Annotated in this window: 24 protein-coding genes and 1 tRNA gene; 9 read left to right on the top strand and 16 right to left on the bottom strand. The window is 70.8% G+C overall.

The window, feature by feature from the left end:
* The first annotated feature begins 190 nt into the window (after window positions 1–190).
* Window positions 191–1738, top strand: a complete 1548-nt coding sequence (locus tag HNQ79_RS18175) for an MFS transporter (protein ID WP_185032304.1) — start codon at window positions 191–193, stop codon at window positions 1736–1738.
* Window positions 1739–1844: 106 nt separating this feature from the next.
* Window positions 1845–2801: a TetR/AcrR family transcriptional regulator gene (locus HNQ79_RS18170; RefSeq protein ID WP_185032302.1), complete on the top strand. Its 957-nt coding sequence runs from the start codon at window positions 1845–1847 to the stop codon at window positions 2799–2801.
* A gap of 47 nt (window positions 2802–2848) precedes the next feature.
* On the opposite strand, the gene HNQ79_RS18165 is transcribed toward HNQ79_RS18170, so the two are convergent.
* A complete protein-coding gene (locus HNQ79_RS18165) occupies window positions 2849–3268 on the bottom strand; it encodes an STAS domain-containing protein (RefSeq protein ID WP_185032300.1) in 420 nt (139 codons plus the stop codon).
* A 272-nt stretch (window positions 3269–3540) separates the two neighbouring features.
* On the opposite strand from HNQ79_RS18165, the gene HNQ79_RS18160 reads away from it, so the two are divergent.
* Both HNQ79_RS18160 and HNQ79_RS18155 read left to right on the top strand, forming a co-directional pair.
* Window positions 3541–4296 carry an ANTAR domain-containing protein gene (locus tag HNQ79_RS18160; protein WP_185032298.1) on the top strand — a complete coding sequence of 252 codons (756 nt, stop codon included), beginning with the start codon at window positions 3541–3543 and terminating at the stop codon, window positions 4294–4296.
* Between the two features lie 78 nt (window positions 4297–4374).
* On the top strand, window positions 4375–5187 hold the full coding sequence (locus HNQ79_RS18155) for a GAF and ANTAR domain-containing protein (protein ID WP_185032296.1): 813 nt from the start codon (window positions 4375–4377) through the stop codon (window positions 5185–5187).
* Between the two features lie 313 nt (window positions 5188–5500).
* On the opposite strand, the gene HNQ79_RS18150 is transcribed toward HNQ79_RS18155, so the two are convergent.
* From HNQ79_RS18150 to HNQ79_RS18140, 3 genes are all read right to left on the bottom strand, one after another.
* Window positions 5501–6316: a YceI family protein gene (locus HNQ79_RS18150; RefSeq protein WP_185032294.1), complete on the bottom strand. Its 816-nt coding sequence runs from the start codon at window positions 6314–6316 to the stop codon at window positions 5501–5503.
* 148 nt (window positions 6317–6464) lie between these two features.
* Window positions 6465–8876: a DHA2 family efflux MFS transporter permease subunit gene (locus tag HNQ79_RS18145; protein WP_506005051.1), complete on the bottom strand. Its 2412-nt coding sequence runs from the start codon at window positions 8874–8876 to the stop codon at window positions 6465–6467.
* Window positions 8877–8978: 102 nt separating this feature from the next.
* On the bottom strand, window positions 8979–9497 hold the full coding sequence (locus HNQ79_RS18140; RefSeq protein WP_185032290.1) for a MarR family winged helix-turn-helix transcriptional regulator: 519 nt from the start codon (window positions 9495–9497) through the stop codon (window positions 8979–8981).
* Between the two features lie 249 nt (window positions 9498–9746).
* On the opposite strand from HNQ79_RS18140, the gene HNQ79_RS18135 reads away from it, so the two are divergent.
* Complete coding sequence (locus tag HNQ79_RS18135) at window positions 9747–9968, top strand: hypothetical protein (protein WP_185032288.1); 222 nt, start codon at window positions 9747–9749, stop codon at window positions 9966–9968.
* Window positions 9969–10498: 530 nt separating this feature from the next.
* Here HNQ79_RS18135 and HNQ79_RS18130 read toward each other — a convergent pair.
* From HNQ79_RS18130 to HNQ79_RS18095, 8 genes are all read right to left on the bottom strand, one after another.
* Entirely contained in the window at window positions 10499–11440 is a 942-nt protein-coding gene (locus HNQ79_RS18130; RefSeq protein WP_185032286.1) for an RNA polymerase sigma factor SigF, read from the bottom strand.
* 223 nt (window positions 11441–11663) lie between these two features.
* The gene (locus tag HNQ79_RS18125; RefSeq protein ID WP_373312482.1) at window positions 11664–12563 is read right to left on the bottom strand and encodes an RNA polymerase sigma factor SigF; all 900 of its coding nucleotides are present in this window, start codon (window positions 12561–12563) and stop codon (window positions 11664–11666) included.
* A 256-nt stretch (window positions 12564–12819) separates the two neighbouring features.
* Window positions 12820–13113, bottom strand: a complete 294-nt coding sequence (locus HNQ79_RS18120) for a Dabb family protein (protein WP_185032282.1) — start codon at window positions 13111–13113, stop codon at window positions 12820–12822.
* A 99-nt stretch (window positions 13114–13212) separates the two neighbouring features.
* Entirely contained in the window at window positions 13213–13374 is a 162-nt protein-coding gene (locus HNQ79_RS18115) for a hypothetical protein (protein ID WP_185032280.1), read from the bottom strand.
* A gap of 500 nt (window positions 13375–13874) precedes the next feature.
* A tRNA-Ser gene (locus HNQ79_RS18110) sits at window positions 13875–13964 on the bottom strand.
* Between the two features lie 84 nt (window positions 13965–14048).
* Window positions 14049–14495: a tRNA adenosine(34) deaminase TadA gene (gene tadA / locus HNQ79_RS18105; protein WP_185032668.1), complete on the bottom strand. Its 447-nt coding sequence runs from the start codon at window positions 14493–14495 to the stop codon at window positions 14049–14051.
* 110 nt (window positions 14496–14605) lie between these two features.
* Window positions 14606–15178 (bottom strand): tRNA adenosine deaminase-associated protein, encoded by a 573-nt coding sequence (locus HNQ79_RS18100; protein WP_185032278.1) that lies wholly within the window; start codon window positions 15176–15178, stop codon window positions 14606–14608.
* A gap of 232 nt (window positions 15179–15410) precedes the next feature.
* On the bottom strand, window positions 15411–15623 hold the full coding sequence (locus tag HNQ79_RS18095) for a hypothetical protein (RefSeq protein ID WP_185032276.1): 213 nt from the start codon (window positions 15621–15623) through the stop codon (window positions 15411–15413).
* A gap of 122 nt (window positions 15624–15745) precedes the next feature.
* Between HNQ79_RS18095 and upp the strand changes: the two genes are divergently transcribed.
* Window positions 15746–16381: a uracil phosphoribosyltransferase gene (gene upp / locus HNQ79_RS18090; protein ID WP_185032274.1), complete on the top strand. Its 636-nt coding sequence runs from the start codon at window positions 15746–15748 to the stop codon at window positions 16379–16381.
* A 123-nt stretch (window positions 16382–16504) separates the two neighbouring features.
* On the opposite strand, the gene HNQ79_RS18085 is transcribed toward upp, so the two are convergent.
* Together HNQ79_RS18085 and HNQ79_RS18080 are read right to left on the bottom strand one after the other, a co-directional pair.
* Window positions 16505–17137, bottom strand: coding sequence for a LytR C-terminal domain-containing protein (locus HNQ79_RS18085; protein ID WP_185032272.1), 633 nt, complete (start codon window positions 17135–17137; stop codon window positions 16505–16507).
* Between the two features lie 318 nt (window positions 17138–17455).
* The gene (locus tag HNQ79_RS18080; protein WP_096626547.1) at window positions 17456–17752 is read right to left on the bottom strand and encodes a type II toxin-antitoxin system VapB family antitoxin; all 297 of its coding nucleotides are present in this window, start codon (window positions 17750–17752) and stop codon (window positions 17456–17458) included.
* 88 nt (window positions 17753–17840) lie between these two features.
* On the opposite strand from HNQ79_RS18080, the gene HNQ79_RS18075 reads away from it, so the two are divergent.
* Both HNQ79_RS18075 and HNQ79_RS18070 read left to right on the top strand, forming a co-directional pair.
* The gene (locus tag HNQ79_RS18075; RefSeq protein WP_185032270.1) at window positions 17841–19415 is read left to right on the top strand and encodes a helicase HerA-like domain-containing protein; all 1575 of its coding nucleotides are present in this window, start codon (window positions 17841–17843) and stop codon (window positions 19413–19415) included.
* Between the two features lie 109 nt (window positions 19416–19524).
* Window positions 19525–20007: a VOC family protein gene (locus HNQ79_RS18070; protein WP_185032268.1), complete on the top strand. Its 483-nt coding sequence runs from the start codon at window positions 19525–19527 to the stop codon at window positions 20005–20007.
* A 96-nt stretch (window positions 20008–20103) separates the two neighbouring features.
* Here HNQ79_RS18070 and sigJ read toward each other — a convergent pair whose 3' ends face one another.
* Complete coding sequence (gene sigJ / locus HNQ79_RS18065; RefSeq protein WP_185032266.1) at window positions 20104–20991, bottom strand: RNA polymerase sigma factor SigJ; 888 nt, start codon at window positions 20989–20991, stop codon at window positions 20104–20106.
* Between the two features lie 281 nt (window positions 20992–21272).
* Between sigJ and HNQ79_RS18060 the strand changes: the two genes are divergently transcribed.
* Entirely contained in the window at window positions 21273–21650 is a 378-nt protein-coding gene (locus HNQ79_RS18060) for a DUF6083 domain-containing protein (protein ID WP_185032264.1), read from the top strand.
* Between the two features lie 247 nt (window positions 21651–21897).
* Here the strand turns inward: HNQ79_RS18060 and HNQ79_RS18055 are convergent, their stop codons facing one another.
* Window positions 21898–23433, bottom strand: a complete 1536-nt coding sequence (locus tag HNQ79_RS18055) for a M28 family metallopeptidase (protein WP_185032262.1) — start codon at window positions 23431–23433, stop codon at window positions 21898–21900.
* Between the last annotated feature and the right edge of the window lie 71 nt (window positions 23434–23504).

The raw sequence follows: 23504 nt of genomic DNA, 5'->3' as shown, positions 1-23504 counted from the left end.
GGGATGCTTCGGGCGTGGGCGCCGGGGCTGTGAGGGTGTTTCGGGGGCTGCGGGCGCCATGGCTTTTTGCGCCGGGAAGGGCTCCGGGCGCTCCGCAGGGCCGTCGCGCGGGAAAACTGCTGTACGGCGTACAGCAGTCTCTTCTACGGTGTACAGCAACCAAGACGTACACCGTAGAGGAGCCCCCCGGATGACGGCGACGACCGCCGAGAAGACGCCCGCCCCGCCGCTTCCCGGCGGCAACCACCCGCAGCGCTGGCTGATCCTCGGCGTCATCTGTCTCGCCCAGCTCACCGTGCTGCTCGACAACACCGTCCTGAACGTCGCGATCCCCTCCCTCACCACCGAACTGCACGCCTCCAGCGCCGACATCCAGTGGATGATCAACGCGTACTCGCTCGTCCAGTCCGGGCTGTTGCTCACCGCCGGCAGTTCCGCCGACCGTTACGGGCGTAAGAAGATGCTGTCCGCCGGACTCGTGCTGTTCGGGTTCGGCTCGCTCGCGGCGGGCCTCGCCCAGACCTCCGCCCAGCTCATCGCCGCGCGGGCGGGGATGGGGATCGGCGGAGCGCTGCTGATGACGACCACCCTGGCCGTGATCGTCCAGGTCTTCGACGAGCACGAGCGGGTGCGGGCCATCGCGCTGTGGTCCACCGTCAGCTCCCTCGGATTCGCCGCCGGCCCCCTGCTCGGCGGGCTCGTGCTCGACCACTTCTGGTGGGGTGCGATCTTCCTGATCAACATTCCGGTGGCGGTGCTCGCCCTCGTCGCCGTCCTCGCCCTCGTACCGGAATCGAAAAGCGGGGCCGGGGAGCGGCCCGACCTGCTCGGCGCGCTGCTGTCCACCGTGGGAATGGCGTCCGTGGTGTACGCGATCATCTCCGGGCCCGAGCACGGCTGGGCCTCCGGGCAGGTGCTGGTCGCGGCGAGTGTCGGAGCGGTCGTCCTGGCCGCCTTCGTCCTGTGGGAACTGCGTATCGAACACCCCATGCTGGACATGCACTTCTTCCGCGACGAGCGCTTCGTCGGCGCGGTCGCCGGGTCGATCCTGGTGGCCTTCGGCATGGGCGGATCGCTCTACCTCCTCACCCAGCACCTCCAGTTCGTGCTCGGGTTCGGGCCGTTGGAGGCCGGACTGCGCATCGCGCCGCTCGCTGTCAGCGTCGTCGTGCTCAACGTGGTCGGAGTGGGTGCTCTGCTGCTTCGCGGGCTCGGCACGCCCCGGACGATCGCGCTCGGCATGACGCTGATCGCGGCCGGGCTCGCGGGGATCGCGCTGCTCGGGGGCCGGAGTTACGAAGGGATGCTGGCGGGACTGGTGGTGATGGGCGCGGGTATCGCGTTCGCAGGGCCCGCGATGGCCAACGCCATCATGAGCGCGATCCCGCCGGCGAAGGCCGGGGTGGGCGCCGGGGTCAACGGCACGCTCGCGGAGTTCGGCAACGGACTCGGCGTCGCCGTCCTCGGCGCGGTCCTCAACTCCCGGTTCGCCGCGCTCTTCCCGGCGGCGGCCGGAGCGGTGTCGCTGCCCGCGGCGCTTGCTTCCGCGAACGGTGAAGGGGAGCGGCGACAGGTACGGGACGCGTTCGCGGCGGGGCTGGACACCAGCCAGCTGGTCGGTGCGGCGGCGGTACTGACGGGCGGGCTGCTCGCGGCGCTGCTGCTGTGGCGGGCGGAACGAAAGGCCTCCGCCGCTCCGCCGCAGGCAGGGCCCTCCGTGCCCGTACCGTCCGCGTAGTCCGCGGCATACCATCGGGCGGGACGAACCGGAACAACACGGTCCGTCCCGCCTGCCGTCCCGTCGGTCGTCCCGCCCGACGGGGCAGAACCGAGGAGAGTGGCTCATGGTGCCCGCGGCCGACCGCGTCAAGAAGCCCGGACCGAGCAGCGTGTGGCTCGCCGAGAAGACGCCTCGTGGGGGCGGCGCGACCAGGGGCGGCGCAGGCGGCGCAGGCGGCGCCGACGGCGGGGGCAAGGACGGCAGAGGAAGCCACCACGCAGGCCCCCGGGACGACGACGGGGCCGGGAGCGCCGACGGCAGCGGGCGCGGAGCCGACCGACCCGCCGCCGGTAGGGGCCGCCGGGCCGCCGACGCCGACCGCGGGGCCGACGCCGGCCTCGACCGTGACCGGATCACCGCCACGACGGTCGCCCTTCTCGACGCCGACGGGCTCGCCAAGTTCTCCATGCGCCGCCTTGCCGCCGAGCTGCACGTCACCGCGATGTCCGTCTACTGGTATGTGGCCAACAAGGACGACCTCCTCGAACTCGCCGTCGACCACGTGGCCGCGGAGCTCGACCTCCCCGACCCCGAGGACGACACCGACTGGCGCGTACAGTTGCGCCAACTCGCCCACGGATACCGAGAGATGCTTGTACGGCACCCCTGGGCCGCACCCCTGATGGGCCGCTTCCTCAACATCGGGCCGTGCATGCGGGCGTTCTCCGACGCCGCGCTGCGACTGATGCGCAAGACCGGTGTCCCGAAGGAGCGGCAGGGTGGAACGATGGCGGCCGTCTTCCAGTTCGTCTACGGATTCGCCACCAGCGAGGCGCAGTACTACCAGCTCGCGGCGGAGGCGGGCGTCACTGCGGACGAGTTCTACCGGGAGGCGATGGGTGTGATCGCCGGAGAGCTGGCGGGGTCGCAACTGCTCCGCGACTCCACGGAGGTGATGGAGGCGCGCGGCGGCGACACGGTCGCTGAGATGTACGGGCGGGACTTCGACAACGCACTGGACGTACTGATCCGGGGCATCGAGGCGACGAGCGGCGACCGGGCAGGGGACGCGGGCGCGTAGGCCCGTGCCCGGTGACCCGGTCCTGAGCACCGGTACGCCGCCGGCCCTCACCAGCCGCCCGCGTCCCCCAGCTCCAGCCCCAGTTCGTCCACCCCCTCCACCGCCTCCAGCACCGTCCCGTACACCGGTACGTCCCTGCGGATACCGGTCAGGGTGATCACCCGCAAGGCCACCCCGCCCGTTTCCGGGGTGCCGCCCGCCGCCAGTCGCACCGCGACGCCCGACCGCACCGCATACTCCCGCGTCGCGGAGACGAGGCGTGCACCGCGGCTGTCCATGAACGCCGTGCCGGTGAAGTCCAGCACGAGGCTGTCGATACGGGCGTGCAGCGCGTCCACGGCGGCGCGCATCTCCGCGTACAGCTCCTCGTAGTTGGCCAGGTCGATCTCGCCGGGCATGGCCAACAGCAGGCAGCGCCGCGTGCAGTGGGGTGCGTCGTGGAGGATCAGGGTCAGACGGAAGGGCACAGCGCTCACCTGTCCGAGGCCGACGCCAGTCGGTGCGCGTCGTGGTCGGTGGGGCCACTTCCTGACCGGGACCTCCATTGGACCACGCCGGTGCGGCCCGGTCGAGTGGCCGGCATGTGATCGGTACGACGGCCCGTGACGGCTTCACCGCAGGACAGAAGCCGACACGGACGGATAGAGTCTGTTCGTCCTTTGCTCGCAGTCGGGAATGTGCTGCGGAGCTCTCCCGGGCACGGTCGCGTCCATGGCCGTGCGCGCCGAAGAGGTTCGTGGTGACTGCGTCCGACATTCCCGAAATTTCCCATGCCCAGGCCGGCTTCGGTCTGGCCGAGCTGCTGACCTCCCTCGCGGTCGAACTGCACGAGACCGAGGGCCGCGAAGGGACGGCGCGGGCCGCCGTGCGGCTGGCCCGGGACGTGATCCCGGAGGCCGATCACGCGGGCCTCTTCCTGGTGGAACGCTCCGGGCGGGTCCGGGCTCTGGCCGACACGGTCGGGGGCGGCGACGCGGAGGTCGTGCTGCCGGTGCCCGGTGAGGAGCTGTGGTCGTTCCCGGTGTCCCGTGTGGCCGACCTCTCCGCCCTCCGGGTCCCGGACGGCAACCCCGGCCCCGACGACGCCTACGAGCCCGCCGGTTGGGACGTCCCGGCCGGTACGGTCGGCACGGCGTCGTCCGGTTCCGCGCTCTTCCTGCGTCTGCGCGGCCACCGCAACCGCTTCAGCGTGCTCACCCTGCACGCGGCGACCCCGCACGCCTTCGCCGGCGACGAGACGATTCGCCTGGGACGGCTGGTGGCGGCGCACATCGGGCTCGCCCTCGAAGCCGCCGACGTACAGGAACAGCTGACCGAGGCGATGCACACCCGCGACGTGATCGGACAGGCCACCGGCATCCTGATGGGCAGGCTCGACATCGATGCCGCGCAGGCCTTCGAACGGCTGGTGCGCACCTCGCAGAAGGGGAACGTCAAGCTGCGGGACATCGCGTCACGCATCGTCAACGCGACCGCCGGGGGGCGACCCGAATGAGGACGTGCAGCGACCCAGTGTGACGATTGTGTGTCTCTTAGCCGCGTTTCCGGGCGGATCTGGGGCACCAGCGGAGACATGACGGACACCACTGACGTAGGCGCGGACCCGGGGCGGTCCAGCACGCCGCACACCGGATTCGACCTCGGTTCGGTGCACGACGCACTCGCCGACTGGCGGGGCCTGGACTCCTTCCTCCAGGAACTGACAGTGCAGGCGGTGCGCATGGTCGACAGCGCCGACTCGTGCAGCGTCACGATGCACAGGGGCGGTCGACTGGTGACGACCGCGACCAGTGACAGCGAGGCGCTGGTGCTCGACGCCCTCCAGTACGACGTGGAGGCCGGGCCGTGCGTGTGCAGCCTGGAGAAGGGTGTCGAGATGTACGTCGCCGACACGCTCAGCGAGCAGCGGTGGGGACCCTACCCCCGGCTCGCCGCCGCCCAGGGCATCAGGTCGGTGTTCGCGGCGCCCTTGTCGGTGCAGGTGAGGGTGGCGGATCCGCCCAGACGTTCCACGCCCGACGTGCGGCGGAACACGGTGGGGGCGCTCAACCTCTACTCGCGGAAACCGAGGGCGTTCCAGGAGGACATGGAGATCGCCCGCCGCTTCTCCGAACAGGCGGCGGGCGCGGTCGCCGTCGCGCAGCGCATCGAGGCGGAGGCGGAGGCGGCGGAGGACCTGCGGGCGGCGATGCGATCCCGGTATGTCATCGACCAGGCCATAGGCATCGTGATGGCCCGTCAGCGATGCCCGGCGGACGAGGCGCTGGGCGTCCTGCGGAAGGCTTCGCAGGGGCGGAACGTGAAGTTGCGGGAGCTGTGCGCGGAGCTGGTGATGCAGACCGGAGGCAGCCCGCCCAAACCCGGTGCCTTTGCCAACCGCGGCTGAACCCGGCGCGACGGCGCGGCCTCGCCCTCACGCGGCGGCGCCGCCCCCCGGCCTCGCTCAGCCACCGCGCTCGGCGGGGCCGCGCGCCGCCCGCCCGTGGGGCGTGGGGGGGGCGGGGCGTGCCTGGGGGGCGGGACGTGGGGCCGGGGGTGCGCGCTCCGCGTGGGGGCCGCCCCCTTGCCCGCCCGTTCCGCCCCCGGGGGCGGCCCCGCCGCCCAAGAGGGCTACCGGGGAGGGGCGGCGACGTGGCACGAGGGGGCGACGGGAGGGGGCGGCTCCGTCGCACGAGGGGCTGGCTCTATGCGGGAACCCCTCACCCCTTTGGGAGCTGCCCCTGTACCGCCTGTATGTCCAGCTCCACCCTCAGCGTCGCGCCGATCGCCGAGATCCCCGCCTGCACCACCTGGTTGTAGTTCATCGCGAAGTCGTCCCGCCGCAGGTCCGCCGTGGCGTGGAACGCCGCCCGCACGCCGCCCCACGGGTCCGGTCCCGTACCGAGATAGCTGAGGTCGAGATCCACGTCCCGTACGACCCCGTGCAGCGACAGCTGCCCCTGGACCGTCCACCGGTCCGGACCGGCCGGCACCAGCCCGGTACTCCGGTAGGTGATCTGCGGGTAGGTGTCCGTGTCCAGGAAGTCGGGCGACTTCAGGTGCCCGTCGCGCATCGCGTTACCGGTGTCGATCGACCCGGCCGAGATGACCGCCTCGACCCGCGACTTCGCCACGTCCTCGGCGATCTCGATCGTCCCCGCGAACTCCGTGAAGCGCCCGCGCACGCTGGAGATCCCCAGGTGCTGGGCGACCGCGCCGACCGACGAGTGCACGGGGTCGACGGCCCACGTCCCCGGCGGCGGAAGCTCCACGCCGCCCTGCCGCGTCAGCACCACGTTGCCCGCGTCGATCCGCCCGGCCGCCGTGACCAGCGCGGTCGAGGCGACGGGCGCGTAGCCGACGGCGGTCACGATGACCGTGTACGGGCCGGCCGGCAGCGCCGCGCCGTCGGTGACCGTCCCGTCCGGGTCGGCGGCGGCCCGCAGCACCTGCGTGCCGGTCATGTCGGTGACGGTCACCACGGCGTGCTGCACGGCCCAGCCGTCCCGGGTCCGTACCTGTGCGCGAAGTCCCATACCGATACCTGCCTGCATCTGTCTCGTACGTATCTCGAACCGGAGGAGTGAAGAAGGGGCGGCAGGCCGTCCCCTGCCTGCCGCCCCGTCGTCCCCGGCCCCGGGCCGCGCCTCCGCTCGGCACGCGCCCCCGGGCCGGAGGTGTGCGTTACTCGCCGGGGTGGGCGAGTTCGATGTCGTGCGCGTCCACGCCGCGCCCCGCCACCGTCAGGTTGCCCGCCACCGGCGGGTAGCCGGTCGCGATGACCGTGTACTCGCCCGTGTCCAGGTCGGTGAAGGCGTACGCGCCGTCCTCACCGGTCGTGGAGGTGGCGACCACGTTGCCCGCCGCGTCCACGAGCGTGACGCGGGCGTCCGGAAGCGGCCGGCGGGCGGTGCCGGCCCGTACGGTGCCCTGGACCAGGGCCCCGGCCTGCAGGACCGCCTCGACCCGGGTGATGCCCGTGCCGCCGATTTCCACCGGCAGGGCCATCGGCCGGAACCCGGCCGCGTTGACCGCCACGGTGACCGGCCCCGGGACCAGCTCGCCGAAGGCGAAGTCGCCGTTCCGTCCGGACGTGCCGGTGGCCAGCACGTCGCCGCGCACGTCGGTCACGATGACCATCGCGTCCGGGACGCCCGTACCGTCGGCGGCGCTGCGCACCGCACCGCTCAGGCCGCTCGTGCCGGAGAGCAGGATGTCGTACGCCATCGGCTCGTCGCCGACGGTCACGGTCGACGCCTGCGGCTGGAAGCCGTCCGCCGAGGCGATCAGCACGTACGAGCCCGCGCTCGGGGCGTCCACGGCGTAGCGCCCGTCGGGCTGGGCCACCGAACGGCCGAGCTGGCGTCCCGCGAGGGAGATCAGCGTGACGGCCGCGCCGCGCACCGAGGTGCCTTCGGCGGTGCGCACGGTGCCGTGCAGGGTCCGCCCGGTGGGCGGGGTGGCGGGCAGGGGCATCGTCTGCTCCTCCCTCGTACGGTCCTCGAAGGTCTCGGCGGTGGCCGTGCCCATGCCTCCGGCGGCGGCCTCGACCGGGGTCGCGGCCGGGGCGCCGGTGGCGACCGTGGCGGGGATGTCGCCGTCGTGCGTGGTCTTCAGGGCGACCTCCTTGACGAAGACGACCATGATCAGGCCGAGCAGGGCGATCGGGGCGGCGTAGAGGAACAGGTCCGCGACACCGTCGCCGTACGCGCTCTCCATGACGGTCCGCAGCGGGGCCGGCAGCTTGTCCATGTCGGGGATGCTGTTGCCGGAGGCCGCGCTGCCGGGCGGGAGCTGGATGTGTGCCTTCTCCAGGCCGTCCTCGACGTAGTGCGTGATCCGGGTGGAGAGGACCGCGCCGAGTGCGGAGACGCCGAGCGTGCCGCCCAGGGTGCGGGTGAAGGTGATCAGCGAGCTGGCCGAGCCGAGGTCCTGCGGCTTGACCTGGTTCTGCGAGGCGAGCACCAGGTTCTGCATCATCATGCCGAGGCCGAGGCCGAGGACCGCCATGTAGATGGCGACCTGCCAGTAGTCGGTGTCGTACGCGATGGTGGACAGCAGACCGAGGCCCGCGACCAGGCCGACGCCGCCGCCGACGAGGAAGCCCTTCCAGCGGCCGGTCTTGGTGATGACCGCGCCGGAGATCGTCGAGGAGAGGAACAGGCCGGCGATCATCGGGATGGTCATGACGCCGGACATCGTCGGCGACTTGTCCCGGGCGAGCTGGAAGTACTGGCTCAGGAAGACGGTCGAACCGAACATCGCGACACCCACGAAGAGGCTCGCCGCGGCGGTCAGCGCGATCGTGCGGTTGCGGAAGAAGCGCAGCGGGATCAGCGGCTCGGCGGCCTTGGTCTCGACGACGATGAACAGCGCGGCGAGCACGATCGAGCCGCCGACCATGGCGTAGGTCTGCCAGGAGATCCAGTCGTAGTTGTCGCCCGCGAGGGTCACCCAGATCATCAGCAGCGACGCGGAGGCGGCCAGGAAGAACGCGCCGAGCCAGTCGATCCTGACCTTGCGCTTGACCACCGGGAGGTGCAGCGTCTTCTGGAGGATGATCAGCGCGAAGGCGGCGAAGGGCACGCCTACGTAGAAGCACCAGCGCCAGCCGAGCCACGAGGTGTCGGTGATGACGCCGCCGAGCAGCGGGCCGCCCACGGTGGCGACCGCGAACGTGGCGCCGATGTAGCCGGAGTACCGGCCGCGCTCGCGCGGCGGGATCATCGCGGCGATGACGATCTGGGAGAGCGCGACCAGACCACCGGTTCCGATGCCCTGCAGGACACGGAAGGCGATCAGGGTCCCGGTGTTCTGCGACAGGCCGGCCAGCGCCGAACCGATCACGAAGATCACCAGGGATATCTGGACGAGCAGCTTCTTGCTGAAGAGGTCGGCCATCTTGCCCCAGATGGGGGTGGTGACCGCCATCGACAGCATCGCCGCCGTGACGACCCAGGTGTACGCGGACTGGGTGCCGTCGAGGTCGCGGATGATCTCGGGGAGGGCGTTCGACACGATGGTCGACGACAGCATCGCGACGAACATGCCGAGCAGGAGGCCCGCCAGGGCTTCCATGATCTGGCGGTGTGTCATCGGTGCGGCGCTGTCGGGAGCAGGAGCCGGGTGGGCTCCGTGCTTGGCGTGGCCGCCCCGCACACCGGTCGGTGTGGTCGTAGCCAATTGAATCCTTTTCCTTTACGCAGGTGTTGCGGGTATCGCGGAAGTCGTGAGGGGGCCGCCCGACGGGGCGAGTGCGCCGCAGTCGTGCGGTGCGGAGGTCCACGAGCGGCAGTCGCCGAAGCTGTCGCGCAGCCGGGCGAGCATGGTGTTGAGCTGTCCGACCTCGTCGTCGGACCAGTCCCCGAGGGTGTGGGCGAGGACGTCGGTGGTGCGCAGGGAGAGCTCGTGCAGCACGGCGCTCCCCGCATCGGTGAGGTGGAGGATGCGGGACCGCTTGTCGCCCGGGTCGGGCGAGCGGCCGATCCAGCCACGCTCGGCGACATGGGCGACATGTCGACTGGTCACCGAGATGTCGATGGCCATGAGCTCGGCGAGCCGGCTGAGCCGCATGTTGCCGTGCCGTTCGAGAAGGGTGAGTACCGCGGCGGAGCCGGGCGGGCACTCGACGGGCAGGATGCGGGCGAGCCCTCTCTTCACGGCACCTATGGCACTGAGCTGGCGGGCCAGCTCTTCGTACTGGCTCTTTGCGGCCACGGCACCTCCCGGAACTGCTGTACGTCCAGATCCACGCTGTCGCCCCGAGGGGCATCTTGTTGCTTTAGGCAACCGTATGACTAGATGGTTGCTTCAGACAAGTTAATTTCGGGCCTCTGGGGCAAAGGAATCCAAAAGGCTCCGTGACCGGTCGGTCAAGGAGTCCGTGGGGCCGCGTAAAGCCGCAGCTCAGTACATATGGGCGGTTGGGCTGTCGCTCGGGCCCCCACCTTCGCTAGGGTCTCGCGCATGGCACACAACCCCCAGGCCCCCCAGGGCCAAGGTCCCGAGGGCAACTACGACCCGGCGGGCAGCACGCAGATGTTCCGCGCGTTCGTGGACGAGGAGCCCGCGCAGCAGCGCCGTTCCCAGCCGGCCGCACAGGCGTCGGGTCCCAGGACAGGGCTGATCATCGGCATCGTCGCCGTCGTGCTCGTACTGGCCGCGGTGGCCTGGCTCGCCCTCGGCTGACCTTTCGGCTTTCTTCAGCACCCGGCGGCGGTGACCTCGCGGGTCCCTGTGCATACCCAGCGGCGCCCGCCGGGTCCACGCGCCCGGTGTACGTCACGGTCCCGGTCCGGTCCACGGACCGGGCGGCGGCTGGACGACGTGCACGGCCCCGCCGAACGCGCCGATGCAGCGTGTCGAGAACGCCGACGTTCCCGGACGCGCTGTTCCGCCACGGCCGCCCGCAGCGCTGCCGGCGCCCGGGGGAGACGTCCGCCGACGTACCGCCGGACGCGAAGGACGCGGCCGACGTCGTACGGCCCGCAACCATCAACCCCTGCTGTGCGAGGGCGGGTTGCCGACGGATGCCGAACGGCCAGGTCGTGAGGCGCGTCGGACGCCTGCGGCGGTACGAAGTCCAGCTCGCCCTCGGGCGGTACGGCGGGCCCGCGCCAGTCCCACCGTCCACGCCGAGTCACATCGCGACAGCCCGCCTGGCGCCTCGTCATGCGGCAGACGGGGTCAGCGACTTCGGCGGCCCGAGGGGCGCCGGGTCAGTCGGCGATCAGCCCTTCCCGGAGCTGGGAGAGGGTGCGGGTCAGCAGCCGTGAGACGTGCATCTGGGAGATGCCGACCTCCTCGCCGATCTGCGACTGCGTCATGTTCGCGAAGAACCGCAGCATGATGATCTGGCGCTCGCGCGGCGGCAGTTTGGCCAGCAGCGGCTTCAACGACTCGCGGTACTCGACGCCTTCGAGCGCCGTGTCCTCGTAACCGAGCCGGTCCGCCAGGGAGCCCTCGCCGCCGTCGTCCTCCGGGGAGGGCGAGTCCAGCGACGAGGCCGTGTACGCGTTGCCCACGGCGAGGCCGTCGACCACGTCGTCCTCGGACACCCCGAGCACCGCGGCGAGTTCGGGCACGGTGGGCGAGCGGTCCAGTTTCTGCGCGAGCTCGTCGCTGGCCTTGGTGAGGGCCAGTCGCAGCTCCTGGAGCCGGCGCGGCACCCGTACCGACCACGACGTGTCGCGGAAGAAGCGCTTGATCTCGCCCACGACGGTCGGCATCGCGAAGGTGGGGAACTCCACGCCGCGCTGGCAGTCGAAGCGGTCGATCGCCTTGATCAGGCCGATGGTGCCGACCTGGACGATGTCCTCCATCGGCTCGTTGCGGGAGCGGAAGCGCGCGGCGGCGTACCGCACGAGCGGGAGGTTGAGTTCGATGAGGGTGTCACGGACGTACGTGCGTTCCGGGCTGTCCTTCTCGAGGACGGCGAGCCGCAGGAACAGGGAGCGGGAGAGCGTACGGGTGTCGAGTGCTTCCGGCTGGGTGACGACCGGTGCTGCTTGAACGGACGGCCCGTCAACAGCCGCCGCCAGAGCGGGCTTTGCCTGCTCGGCCGCCGGCTGGAGCGGAATCGCAGGGATCACCGGAGCATGGTCGAGCATGTCGGGCGCATCCTTGATGAGCACCTTCGAACTGCCCTGTTCTACGGACATGCCACCCCCTCTTAGGGTCGCGGACGGTAGCGGCAGACGCTTCCCGTCGGAGGAAGCAGCCTCCACCTGAATACCGGAGGCGGAGCTGCGGCAAACGCGGTTCCAGCAGAATGTCACATGTCGGCAACGCGCTGTAGCGCCAAGTCGACAAATACATGCAGGAAAGAGGGGGTGTGCGGCTTTTCTTCCCCCAGCAGCTTTCGGCCGGGTGTACCCCTGGGGATTAAGCCTCGATCCGATTTGCGGATCGCAGCCGCGCGAAGCTGCGGGCGAGCAACCGCGACACGTGCATCTGGGAGACGCCCAGCTCGGCGCTGATCTGGGACTGCGTCAGATTGCTGTAGTAGCGCAGCATCAGGATCCGCTGCTCGCGCTCGGGGAGCTGGACGAGCAGGTGCCGTACGAGGTCCCGGTGCTCGACTCCGGCCAGTGCGGGGTCCTCGTAGCCGAGGCGGTCGAGCAGGCCGGGCAGGCCGTCGCCCTCCTGGGCGGCTTCGAGGGAGGTGGCGTGGTAGCTGCGTCCCGCTTCGATGCAGGCCAGCACGTCCTCCTCGGAGATCTTGAGCCGTTCGGCGATCTCGGCGGTCGTGGGGGAGCGGCCGTGCGCGGTGGTGAGGTCCTCGGTGGCTCCGTTGACCTGAACCCACAGCTCGTGCAGGCGGCGGGGGACGTGCACGGTACGCACGTTGTCACGGAAGTACCGCTTGATCTCGCCGACGACGGTGGGCATCGCGAAGGTCGGGAACTGCACACCCCGGTCCGGGTCGAACCGGTCGATGGCGTTGATCAGGCCGATGGTGCCGACCTGGACGACGTCCTCCATGGGCTCGTTGCGGGAGCGGAAGCGGGCGGCGGCGTACCGCACGAGCGGAAGGTTCGCCTCGATGAGGGCGGCCCGTACCCGGGCGTGCTCGCGGCTGCCCGGGGTGAGCCCCTTGAGCTGGCCGAACAGGACCTGGGTGAGGGCCCGGGTGTCGGCCCCCCGGGTGCGGGCGGCGGGGGCACCGGGGATGCGTTCCGGGGTCTCGGTGAGGACGACGTCGGGGGGAGCGGCGTCGGTGGGGGCCCCTTCGGGGGACGTCCCCTGCGAGGGCGGCGCTTGCGGAGCAGTACTGGCCGGCACAGTGCACGCCACCCCTTTTTCGGTCGCTACGTTGACACTTCGTTTCATTCATCCGTCAAAAGCGGTCATAGCATCACAAGACATGTGCACCGTAAGCAAGCACCACATAACGTCGTGTTGTGTGCAATATCGGGCGCAGATACGCAAAAACCCCGCATCGGGGAGATGCGGGGTCGGGCGTTTCTGCGGTCGGCCGGGGGCCCGGCGGTGGGCGCGGGCAGGGATGCCGACGGCCGGTACGGCGGTGGCCCGGCGACTAGAAGGGGTAGTCGGCGATCACCCAGGTGGCGAACTCGCGCCACTGCGCGGCGGCGGCCTGGTGAGCCGGGTGCTCCACGTAACGCGTGAGTGCGTCGGTGTCCGCGACCGCGGAGTTGATGGCGAAGTCGTACGCGATGGGACGGTCGCTGATGTTCCAGGCGCACTCCCAGAACTCCAGCTCCGGGATGACGGCGCCGAGTTCGGCGAAGGCCCTCGCGCTGGCCTGCACACGCGGCTCGCCGCGGTCGACGCCTTCGTTGAGCTTGAGCAGGACCAGATGGCGGATCACGGAGCACTCCTTGGGGAAGAGGAGCGGCCTACTGCTGCTCGGACGGGCTCACTTCACCGGGCTGGTCACTTCTCCGGGCCGGAGGATCCACCGGATTGGTCAGTTCACCAGGTTGGTCATGAACGTGCCGATGCCACGGGCCGCGTCGGACAGGCCCTGGAAGCCTAGCCCGACCATGTTGGCGGCCTTCTCCGGGGAGACGATGATCGTGTAAAGCACGAAAACGATCAGAATGTACAGAATGGCCTTCTTGATGTCCACGCCCAGACCCTCCCCTGTGGCCCGCTGAGCAGTCGCGAGAGTCTAACCGTACGGACGCACAACTCAAGTGGCGGTACGCGCTCGACCAGCGGGCCCTCGCGCCCTCGCACCCGCCTTCGCGAGGGACCGAGGACCCTTGGGTACGGGCCATTTGGCGTGGATGTCGCGCTTGCGGCAGGGGCAGGATCGTCCGTGAGCCCGGCGGGATCCGGCAGGAGTCCCCCGGGCGAGGAACAGGCCTCATGGCGGGGTCCGTGCCGTGCGGTCCCCCGACCGTGGCGCGGGCACCGAGGCCCGTTCTCATCGGGGGAAGCGGCTTGTCCCCCCGGTGCCGCTTCCCCCGTCCCCCTCTCTGCGTTCTCGCTCTCTCCGCTCCGCGCGCGCAAGCCCGCACCGCGCCGCCGGGCCCCTTCCGGGCGCAACCCGTTCCAGGCTCACGGACCCCGTTCGGCGCCGAGACATGAAGAAAGCCCCTCCGGTTTCCCGGAGGGGCTCTTCGATGGCGGTAGCGGTGGGATTTGAACCCACGGATAGCTTGCACCATCACACGCTTTCGAGGCGTGCTCCTTAGGCCACTCGGACACGCTACCGAGACAGAGTCTAGCCCACCGCGGGCAGTGCTTCGAAACTCGCGCCCGCCGGTCCGGCCGCCGCGCCCACCGGTCGGACGGCAGTCATGTCCGCCGGTCCGGCTGCCGGTCCCGGAAGAAGGCCGTCAGCTGCGCCGCGCACTCCTCCTCCCGCACCCCCGCGATCACCTCGGGCCGGTGGTTGAGCCGCCGGTCCCGCAGGAGGTCCCAGAGCGATCCCGCGGCGCCCGCCTTCTGGTCGTGCGCCCCGTACACCACCCGCTCGATCCGCGACTGCTGGATCGCGCCCGCGCACATCGTGCACGGCTCCAGGGTGACGACGAGCGTGCACCCCTGGAGGCGCCACTCGCCGAGCTTCCGGGCACCCCTGCGCAGCGCCAGCACCTCGGCGTGCGCGGTGGGGTCGCCGTGCCGCTCACGCTCGTTGTGCCCGAGCGCGAGCACGTCCCCGGCCGGGGACAGCAGGACGGCGCCGACCGGTACGTCCCCGGCCGCCGCCGCCGCTGCCGCCTCGGCCAGGGCGAGCGTCATCGTGGTACGCCACGGATCCCGTACGGGATCGTGCTCCGGGTCGTGTCCTCGTACGGAGGACTGCCCGGCCTCGTGCTCCGGATCGTGTCCGGGAATCGCGACGTGCCGCACTAGCGCACTGCCTCCAGGATTTCCGCGGCGCCCAGTGCGTCCGTGATCTCGGACAGCGCCTCGCTGTCCAGGCCCAGGAGCTGCTTCTCGCCCAGGCCCAGGTCGGCCAGGATCTGCCGGTCACCGACCGGGCCCGCCGTGACCGGGACTGCGGGGCCGCTGTCGTGGGCGAGGCCCTCGGCCGCCTCGCCGCTCGGTTCGCCGGCGCTCTCCTCGCCGGTGCGCTCGGGGGTTTCGCCGTCCTCGGTGCCGTCGAGGTCCAGCGCGTCCAGGTCGGCGGCGGCGTCGTCGCCGTTCCCGCCGAGCAGTTCGTCGGTGAGGATCTCCCCGTACGAGGAACGGGCCGCGGCGGCTGCGTCGGAGACGTAGATCCGCGGGTCCTCCAGGTCGTCGGTGCGGACGACGCCGAACCAGGCGTCCTCCTGCTCGATGTAGACGATCACCGTGTCGTCGTCGACCGAGCCCTCTCGGGCCAGTTCGACGAGATCCGACAGCGTTTCGACGTCGTCGAGCTCTGTGTCGCTCGCTTGCCAACCGTCTTCGGTGCGCGCGAGCAGTGCGGCGATGTACACCGTGACTCCCACTGATCAGAGGTGTGACGATTCAGCGGTGCTCCGCTCGGCCCCGCCCACTCGGAATCGTGGCAGAAACCGCGGCCGAGCGAGAGGTCTTCGGCTCTTGCGTCGTGCATCAGTCCGCCGGGTACGACGTACGGGGGCGCTTTTCCCCCGTCTTTCCCGCCCGTTCCCCGCCGCTTCCGTGCAGCTTTCCGGGGTGTCCCGGGAACGTCCGCGGGCGCGGCGGCTACCAGCGGAAGGTGCGCATCCGCATTTGTTGCCGCATCCTGGCCGCCCGCGCCCGCCGCGGCTGGACGCGGTCGCGCAGTTCCTTCGCCTCGTTGAGTTCGCGCAGGAACTGGGCGCGTCGGCGCCTGCGGGCCGCGTCGTTCTCCTCCGCCGACTGCGCCGTCTGCCGGGCGGTGGTCTGTGCGACGTCCTGGTCTGGCTGCTGTGTCATCGGGCGGACCGTCCCTGTGAGGCGGGGCTGGGTACGCCTTCACCTTCCCTCCGAATGCGGGGATGATGCGACCGCAGGGCGGCGACGGGCACGCCCCCGGCACGTCCGGATACTGTGGAAACATGCGGATACACGTCGTCGACCACCCTCTCGTGGCGCACAAACTCACCACGCTGCGCGACAAGCGCACCGATTCCCCCACCTTCCGGCGCCTCGCCGACGAGCTGGTCACCCTGCTCGCCTACGAGGCCACCCGGGACGTGCGCACCGAGCAGGTCGAGATCGAGACGCCGGTCACCCCGACCACGGGCGTCAAGCTGTCGCACCCGCGCCCCCTGGTCGTCCCTATCCTGCGGGCCGGCCTCGGCATGCTCGACGGGATGGTGCGGCTGCTGCCCACCGCCGAAGTGGGCTTCCTCGGCATGATCCGCAACGAGGAGACCCTGCAGGCGGAGACGTACGCGACCCGGATGCCCGAGGACCTCTCCGGCCGCCAGGTCTACGTACTGGACCCGATGCTCGCCACCGGCGGCACCCTGGTCGCCGCGATCCGTGAGCTCATCAAGCGTGGTGCGGACGACGTCACCGCGGTCGTGCTGCTGGCCGCGCCCGAGGGCGTCGAGGTCATGGAGCGCGAGCTGGCGGGGACGCCCGTGACGGTCGTGACGGCTTCCGTCGACGAGCGGCTCAACGAGAACGGCTACATCGTGCCGGGCCTCGGCGACGCGGGCGACCGGATGTACGGCACCGCGGACTAGGCATCCGCAGCGGCGGACACCCGTCGCGGCGGCGCGGAGCTGCGGCCGACGCCGAGACCGAGCAGGTGCCGGGCCGCGGCGTCGGGCCCGAGCAGGTGCCGGGCGGCCGGTGCCGTCGAGCTTCTAGCAGTTGTCACCGGAGGGCGCGGGGGCGGGCTTGGCCAGGGCGGCCAGCGCCGTGTCCGCGTCCTTCTTGGCGTCCAGGGACTTGAACTTGTCGCCGATGACCAGGTCGACCTCCTGCCCGGCGCGGGCGTCGGCCTTCTTCTCGGCGCCCTTCAATTGGGTGGCGAGGACCGGGAGCTGGACGTCGAGGGACTTGGGCGCGCCGATCAGCAGCGCGGCCCCCTTGACCTTCTTGTCGTACTCCTTGGGGGCGTTGGCGAACTTCACGACCTGGAAGCCGCGCTTCTTCAGCTCCTCGCCCACCTGCTTGGCGAGACCGCTGCGCGCGGTCGCGTTGTAGACGTTGACCTTGATGTCGGAGGGCTTGGGCGGCTTGGCCGCGGTGACGGCCCGTGCGGTGGTGGCGGGCTTGCAGTCGTGCTGCTTGCCCCGCGCGACGGCCGTCTTCTCACCGCCCGTGAACACGTCGATGAGCTGCAGCGTTCCCCAGCCGACGAGACCGAGGGCCGCGACGGCGGCCACCGCCAGGAGGACGATCCGGCGTCGGTTACGGGGGCGGCGCATCCGAGGGTAGGTGTTACCCGTGACGCGGTACTTTCCGCCCATGCCGGGGGGAGTCAGCATGCTCATGGGCGCAGCGTAGTGCGGTCCGGCCGACTTGCGTACTAAATGATCAACGAATGGGTCAATGACCGACCCAAAAGGGCCAATGGGACACCCGAGTGCCGTACGACCGGCGACCGCGCGGTCGTCCGGTCGGGTGAGGGAAGGCCGCGCGTGGTCGTCCCGGCTGAGGCGGATCCGCACGGGGCGGGTCACGGGGGCACGGCGCCGACCGGGTGCGGGGGTCCGGCCGGGTGCGCGGGGTCCGGCCGGGGCTCGGGCGGGTGCGGGGTCTGCCGCGCGCGGGCGGGTCGAGCGGGCCGTCACGTGGACGGCCCGGCCGGGTCAGCCGAGGTCGAGGACGCGCGCGTGGAGCACCTGGCGCTGCTGGAGCGCGGCGCGGACGGCGCGGTGCAGCCCGTCCTCCAAGTAGAGGTCGCCCTGCCACTTCACGACGTGTGCGAAGAGGTCGCCGTAGAAGGTGGAGTCCTCGGCGAGGAGGGTCTCCAGGTCCAGCTGCCCCTTGGTCGTGACGAGCTGATCGAGGCGGACCGGGCGCGGCGCGACGTCCGCCCACTGGCGGGTGCTTTCCCGGCCGTGGTCGGGGTACGGCCGGCCGTTTCCGATGCGCTTGAAGATCACACGGAAAGCCTACCGGGCGAGGTGCTCCGGGCGCAGCCATGAGGCAGGGGTGCAAAGGTCGTATCCAGCGCCAGAACGGGAGCAAACGATGAGCGGAGTAACCCCTTCCGGTGACCCGGGCAGTGCTTCGGCGCCCGCGTCGGCCCCTGCCTCGGCTTCCGCTTCGGGCTCCGGGGCGAAGACCGTGGCTGAGGGATACGCCTTCACCGGACCCGCCCTGGATCTCGGGGCGCTGCTGTGGGGCGGCAGGTGCCTCCCGGAAGCACAGATCCGCATCCCGCTCGCGATGCTGAACCGGCACGGTCTCGTCGCGGGCGCGACCGGCACGGGCAAGACCAGGACCCTGCAACTGATCGCCGAACAGCTGTCCGCGCAGGGAGTTCCGGTCTTTCTCGCCGACGTGAAGGGCGACGTGTCGGGGATCTCCGCCCCGGGCGAGGAGAACGAGAAGGTGCGGGAACGGGCGGCGGCCGTCGGACAGCAGTGGGCGGCGGCCGGTTTCCCGTGCGAGTTCTACGCGCTGGGCGGCACCGGGCCCGGCATCCCGCTGCGCGCCACGGTCACCAGCTTCGGTCCCGTACTCCTGTCGAAGGTGCTCGGCCTCAACCGGACGCAGGAGCAGTCGCTCGAACTGATCTTCCACTACGCCGACCGGAAGGGCCTCGAACTCGTCGACCTGAAGGACCTGCGGGCGGTCGTCGCGTTCCTTGTGTCGGACGTGGGCAGACCCGAGCTCAAGGGGATCGGCGGGCTGTCGACGGTGACGGCCGGTGTGATCCTGCGGGCGCTGACCGTGTTCGAGCAGCAGGGGGCGGGGGAGTTCTTCGGGGAGCCGGAGTTCGACACGAACGAACTGCTGCGGCGGGCGCCGGACGGGCGCGGACTGGTGTCGGTGCTGGAGCTGGCGGCCGTGCAGCGGAATCCGCAGCTCTTCTCCACCTTTCTGATGTGGCTGCTCGCGGATCTCTTCCACGACCTGCCGGAGGTCGGCGACCTGGACCGGCCGAAGCTCGTCTTCTTCTTCGACGAGGCGCATCTGCTGTTCAACGGGGCGTCGAAGGCGTTCCTGGAATCGATCACCCAGACGGTGCGGCTGATCCGCTCGAAGGGGGTGGGTGTCTTCTTCGTGACGCAGACCCCCAAGGACGTCCCGGCGGACGTCCTGGCCCAGCTCGGCAACCGGGTGCAGCACGCGCTGCGGGCCTTCACGCCGGACGACGAGAAGGCGCTGCGGGCGACGGTGAAGACCTTCCCGAGGTCCCCGTATGCGCTGGAGGAGGTGCTGACGGGCCTGGGCACGGGCGAGGCGGTCGTCACCGTGCTGAGCGAGCGGGGCGCCCCGACGCCCGTGGCGGCCGTACGGATGCGGGCGCCGCAGTCGTTGATGGGGCCGGTGGCGGAGACCGAGCTGGACCGGGCGGCCAGGTCGTCGCCGCTGTACGGGCGCTACGCACAGGCGGTGGACCGGGAATCGGCGTACGAGAAGTTGCAGGCGCCGGCGGAGGTGCCCGCGGGGACGGCGCCCCCTGAGCGTGCCGATCCGTCGTTGCTGGAACAGGTCGTCGGCAGCGGGATGTTCAAGTCCCTCACCCGGTCGATCGGGACGCAGCTCGGCCGGGAGATCAGCCGGTCGATCTTCGGCACATCGCGCCGAAGGCGCTGAGAGGGCACGGGCCGGTGCTTCCGGCGATGAGTTTCGCGGGCGGCCGGAGTCTTTCCTGGCAGACGGATTCACTTCTGGTTCCGCTAGCGGTTCCGGTGAGGAGCACACGATGAGTACTCGCGGATTGACCACCTGCCTGTGGTTCGACGGCCGGGCACAGGAGGCGGCGGACTTCTACCTGTCGGTCTTCAAGGACGGCTCGCGCGGACAGACCCTGCATTACACGGAGGCTGGGCCCGGTCCTGCGGGTTCGGTCCTGACCGTCGAGTTCGAGGTGAACGGCCAGAAGTTCATGGCGCTGAACGGCGGCCCGCAGTTCACGTTCAACGAGGCGGTCTCCTTCGTGATCGAGACCGACGACCAGGCGGAGACCGACCACTACTGGAGCAGGCTCACCGAGAACGGGGGCGAGGAAGGCCCCTGTGGATGGCTGAAGGACAGGTTCGGTGTGTCCTGGCAGGTCGCGCCCAAGGAGGTGACCGAACTCATCGCTGACGAGGACGGTGCGAAGGCGACCCGGGCGACGAAGGCGCTGTACGCGATGAAGAAGATCGACATCGCGGCGGTGCGCGAGGCGCACGCGGGCGAGTAGAAACAGAGGCCGGCTCGGCCGTGTTTCACGTGAAACACGGCCCCGTTCCTGCGACGCGCGGTCGGGACCGTGCACCCGCGTTCGGGCCGGCACCCCTCACATCGCCGGGATGTCCAGGTGACGGAGCTTCTCCGGGTTGACGACGACGTCGATGCCGGTGATCCGGCCGTCCGCGCCGACGGTGAAGGAGAACGCTCCCGTCCAGCCGTCCGCACTCGCGTCCAGGATCAGTCCGGGCGCGCCGTTGACCTCGTACGGCAGCAGGCGCATGGTCCCCGCGCCGAAGTCGCGGTACAGGCGCCCGGTGAACTGTGCGACCCGTTCCGCTCCGACAAGCGGCTTGCGGGCGGCGGTGACGACGCCGCCGCCGTCGGAACGCCACACGACCTGCGGATCGAGGACGGTGAGCAGCGCGTCGAGGTCGGCTCCACCGGTGACCGCGGCGAGGAAGGAGTCCACGGCCCGCCGGTGCTCGGCGCGGTCGACGGTGCGGCGCGGCTTGCCGTCCCGTACGTGCTTGCGTGCCTGCGACGCGAGCTGCCGGACCGCCGCCGGTGACTTGCCCAGCGCCTCGGCGATCTCCGGGAACGGCACGTCGAAGACGTCGTGCAGCACGAACGCGGTGCGCTGGGCGGGGGTGAGGGTCTCCAGGAGGGCGAGCACGGCCGTACTGACGGACTCGTCGAGGGTGGCGCGTTCCTCGGGCCCGTCGGCGGCGGGCGCGGCGACCAGTGGCTCGGGCAGCCAGGGCCCGACGTAGCGCTCGCGGCGGGCGCGGGCCGAGGTCAGCTGGTCGTAACAGATGCGACTGACGGTGGTGGTGAGGTACGCGCGGGGGTTGTCGGCGGTCCCGTCGTCGAGCGCGTGCCAGCGCAACCAGGCCTCCTGCACCGCGTCCTCGGCGTCGGAGACCGAGCCGGTGATGCGGTAGGCCACGGCGCGCAGATGCGCGCGGTGCGTCTCGAACTGGGCCGTTTCCGCCATGAGTTGAGCATAGGCAGGCGGGAAACGGTACCGAGAAGTGGGGCCCTGTGCGCACGGCGACCGGCGTGCCGGAGCGGGGAGCGGAACCGTACCGAAGCCGCACCCACGCCTCTGACCTGGGCGGATGCAGTTCGCAGGACTGATTGTCAGACCCCTGTGGAAGCATTCTCGGTGTCAGCTGTAAACGACACGGTTTGCGGGTGGGGGTCATGGTTGCTTCGTACGGATGTGACGCGTGCGGTGGGCCGCACGGCAGGTGGCGGTCGGTACTGGGGCGAGCCGTGTGCGCGTCGTGCGCGCGGGCCGACGGCGGCCGGGATCCGGTGCCGCTGGCGGAGGTGCTGGCGGTGGCGGCGATCGAACTGGGTACGGCTGCGCGGCAGTTGAGGGCGGTTCCCGACCCGCGCACCTCCGGCGGCACCTCGTGCAAGCGGTGCGGGGCGTCGGCCGAGTGGCATCGGACGGTGCGCGGGAAGTGGATCCTGATCGAGCCGGGCGAGCGCGCTGTCGGGTCCGTTCCGGCCGGTAAGCGGTGGCGGATCGCGGGTGACGGGACGGCCGTCAACCTGGGGTCGGCCATACCGGCGGACACCTGCCGGATCAGCCATTTCGACCTGTGCCCGGCCCGGTCGGCGGGAGCGGCGGCAGCGGTCGCGTAGGGGGAGAAGCCACGGCGAAAAGCCCACGCGGGAAACCGTGGGGAGCAGCCGAGGGCAGAAGCCGGAGGGAGGGCGCAGGGGCCACTCGCCGGGCCTGCCGGCGCCGGCGGTCGACGTCGTGCCTGGGAGCCTCCGTGCGCTGTCCTGCGCCGCAGCGGTTCGACACCGTGCTGCGGCGGGAGCGCGGGCGGTGGCCCGGCCGCGGGGAAGCCCCGGGTCGTGCCACCGCCCGACAGTCCCTCGTGCGTTACGACGTCAGCGCGTCGTGCCCGTGGCCCGAGTGGCCTCCCGAGCCGCTGTCGCCGCCCGTGGTGGGCTTGGAGACGACCGGCTTGCCGAGCGAGCTCAGGTCGTGCGCGTAGGTGCCGACCGCGTTGGCGATGACGTCGACGTTGATGTCGAGCGCCTTCTGGTTGATGTTCGTGATGTCGTCGCACTTCGAGTGGTAGCACTTGTCGTACGCGACACCCGCCTCGCCGCCGAACTTCGCGGCCTGCGCCGGCGTCTTTATGCCCTCGGCGCCGGTGAATGTGCCGCCCGACGGGATGCCGACCTCGATGAACGGGCCGTAGTCGGAGCGACCGCTGAAGTCGGTGCCCTCGTGCGGGAACTTCTTGCTGTCGAGGAAGTCGGTGATGTCCCTCTCCAGCTGGGCCGAGCCCTCCGGGCCGGGGCCCGCGCCGACGCCGTCCGAGTCGTCGCCGTCGTACACGAACTGGCCGAAGTTCGGCGAGGCGATCATGTCGAAGTTGAGGTACAGCTTGATCTTCGCGCGCTGCTCGGGGGTGAGCTTGGCGACGTAGTCCTCGGCGCCGAGCAGGCCAAGCTCCTCCGCGGACCACCAGGCGAACCGGACCTTGTTGGCGGGCTGCTTGCCGTTCTTGGTGGCCTTGGCGAGCTTGAGGGCGACCTCGATGAGGCCCGCCGAACCCGACGCGTTGTCGTTGATGCCCGGGCCCTCGGCGACCGAGTCCAGGTGCGCGCCGAGCATGACCGTGTTGGCGGCGTTGCCGCCCTTGGTCTCCGCGATGACGTTCCGGGTGGTCTTCTTGGACTGCGACTGGCGGATGTCCAGGTTGACCGTGACCGGACCCTTGGCGACATCGGCGGCCAGCGCCTCGCCGTCTGCCTGGGAGATGCCGCCGGTCGGGATCTTGCCGTCCTCGGGGCTGCCGAGGGTGCCGTTGAGGTCGCCCGCCTCGTTGTTGTAGATGATCGCGGCGGCTGCGCCCGCCGTCGCCGCCGTCGCCTGCTTCTGCGCGAAGCTGCAGCCGCCGCGCTTGATCAGGGCGATCTTTCCGGCGAATCCGGCAGCGTAGTCCTCCGCCTCGCAGCCCGTGGTGGCGTCCACGGGTACGGCCGCGACCGCCGCGTTCAGGCCGCCGGCCGGGGTGGACTTCGTGTACGACATCGCGATGATCTTCACGTCGCGCGGAGCGGGCGTGACCACCGACAGCTTCTCGGCCTGCGTCACGATGGACGTGAACTCGAACGCCTCGTAATGAACGTCGTAGCCCGCCTTCTTCAACAGGCTGAAGACGTACGCGCCGGACGCGTCGTGGCCGAGCGAGCCCGCGGCACGGTTGCCGCCCGCCGAGTCGGCTATCGCCTGGAACTGCTTCAGGTGCTGGTAGGCCCCCGGGCCTGAGGAGTCGTTCACCAGCTTCTTCGCCAGTTTGGCGGCCTCCTTGCCCGCGTTCGGGCCGCCGCGCTGTGCGGTGGCGGGAGATGCGGCGGCGAGCAGGAGGGGGGTGGCGATCGCCAGGGATGCGACGGCTGCCACGGCTCTGCGACTGCGGGATGAAGCGTTCACAGGAGTCCTCTCGGTGCGAACAAATGTGAGGGGAAGTTAGC

The organism is Streptomyces candidus, assembly GCF_014207445.1.
In the GTDB taxonomy this organism is placed as follows: Bacteria; Actinomycetota; Actinomycetes; order Streptomycetales; family Streptomycetaceae; genus Streptomyces; species Streptomyces candidus.
Note: the sequence above shows the minus strand (reverse complement) of the source record. Positions and strands in the feature narration are given on the sequence as shown.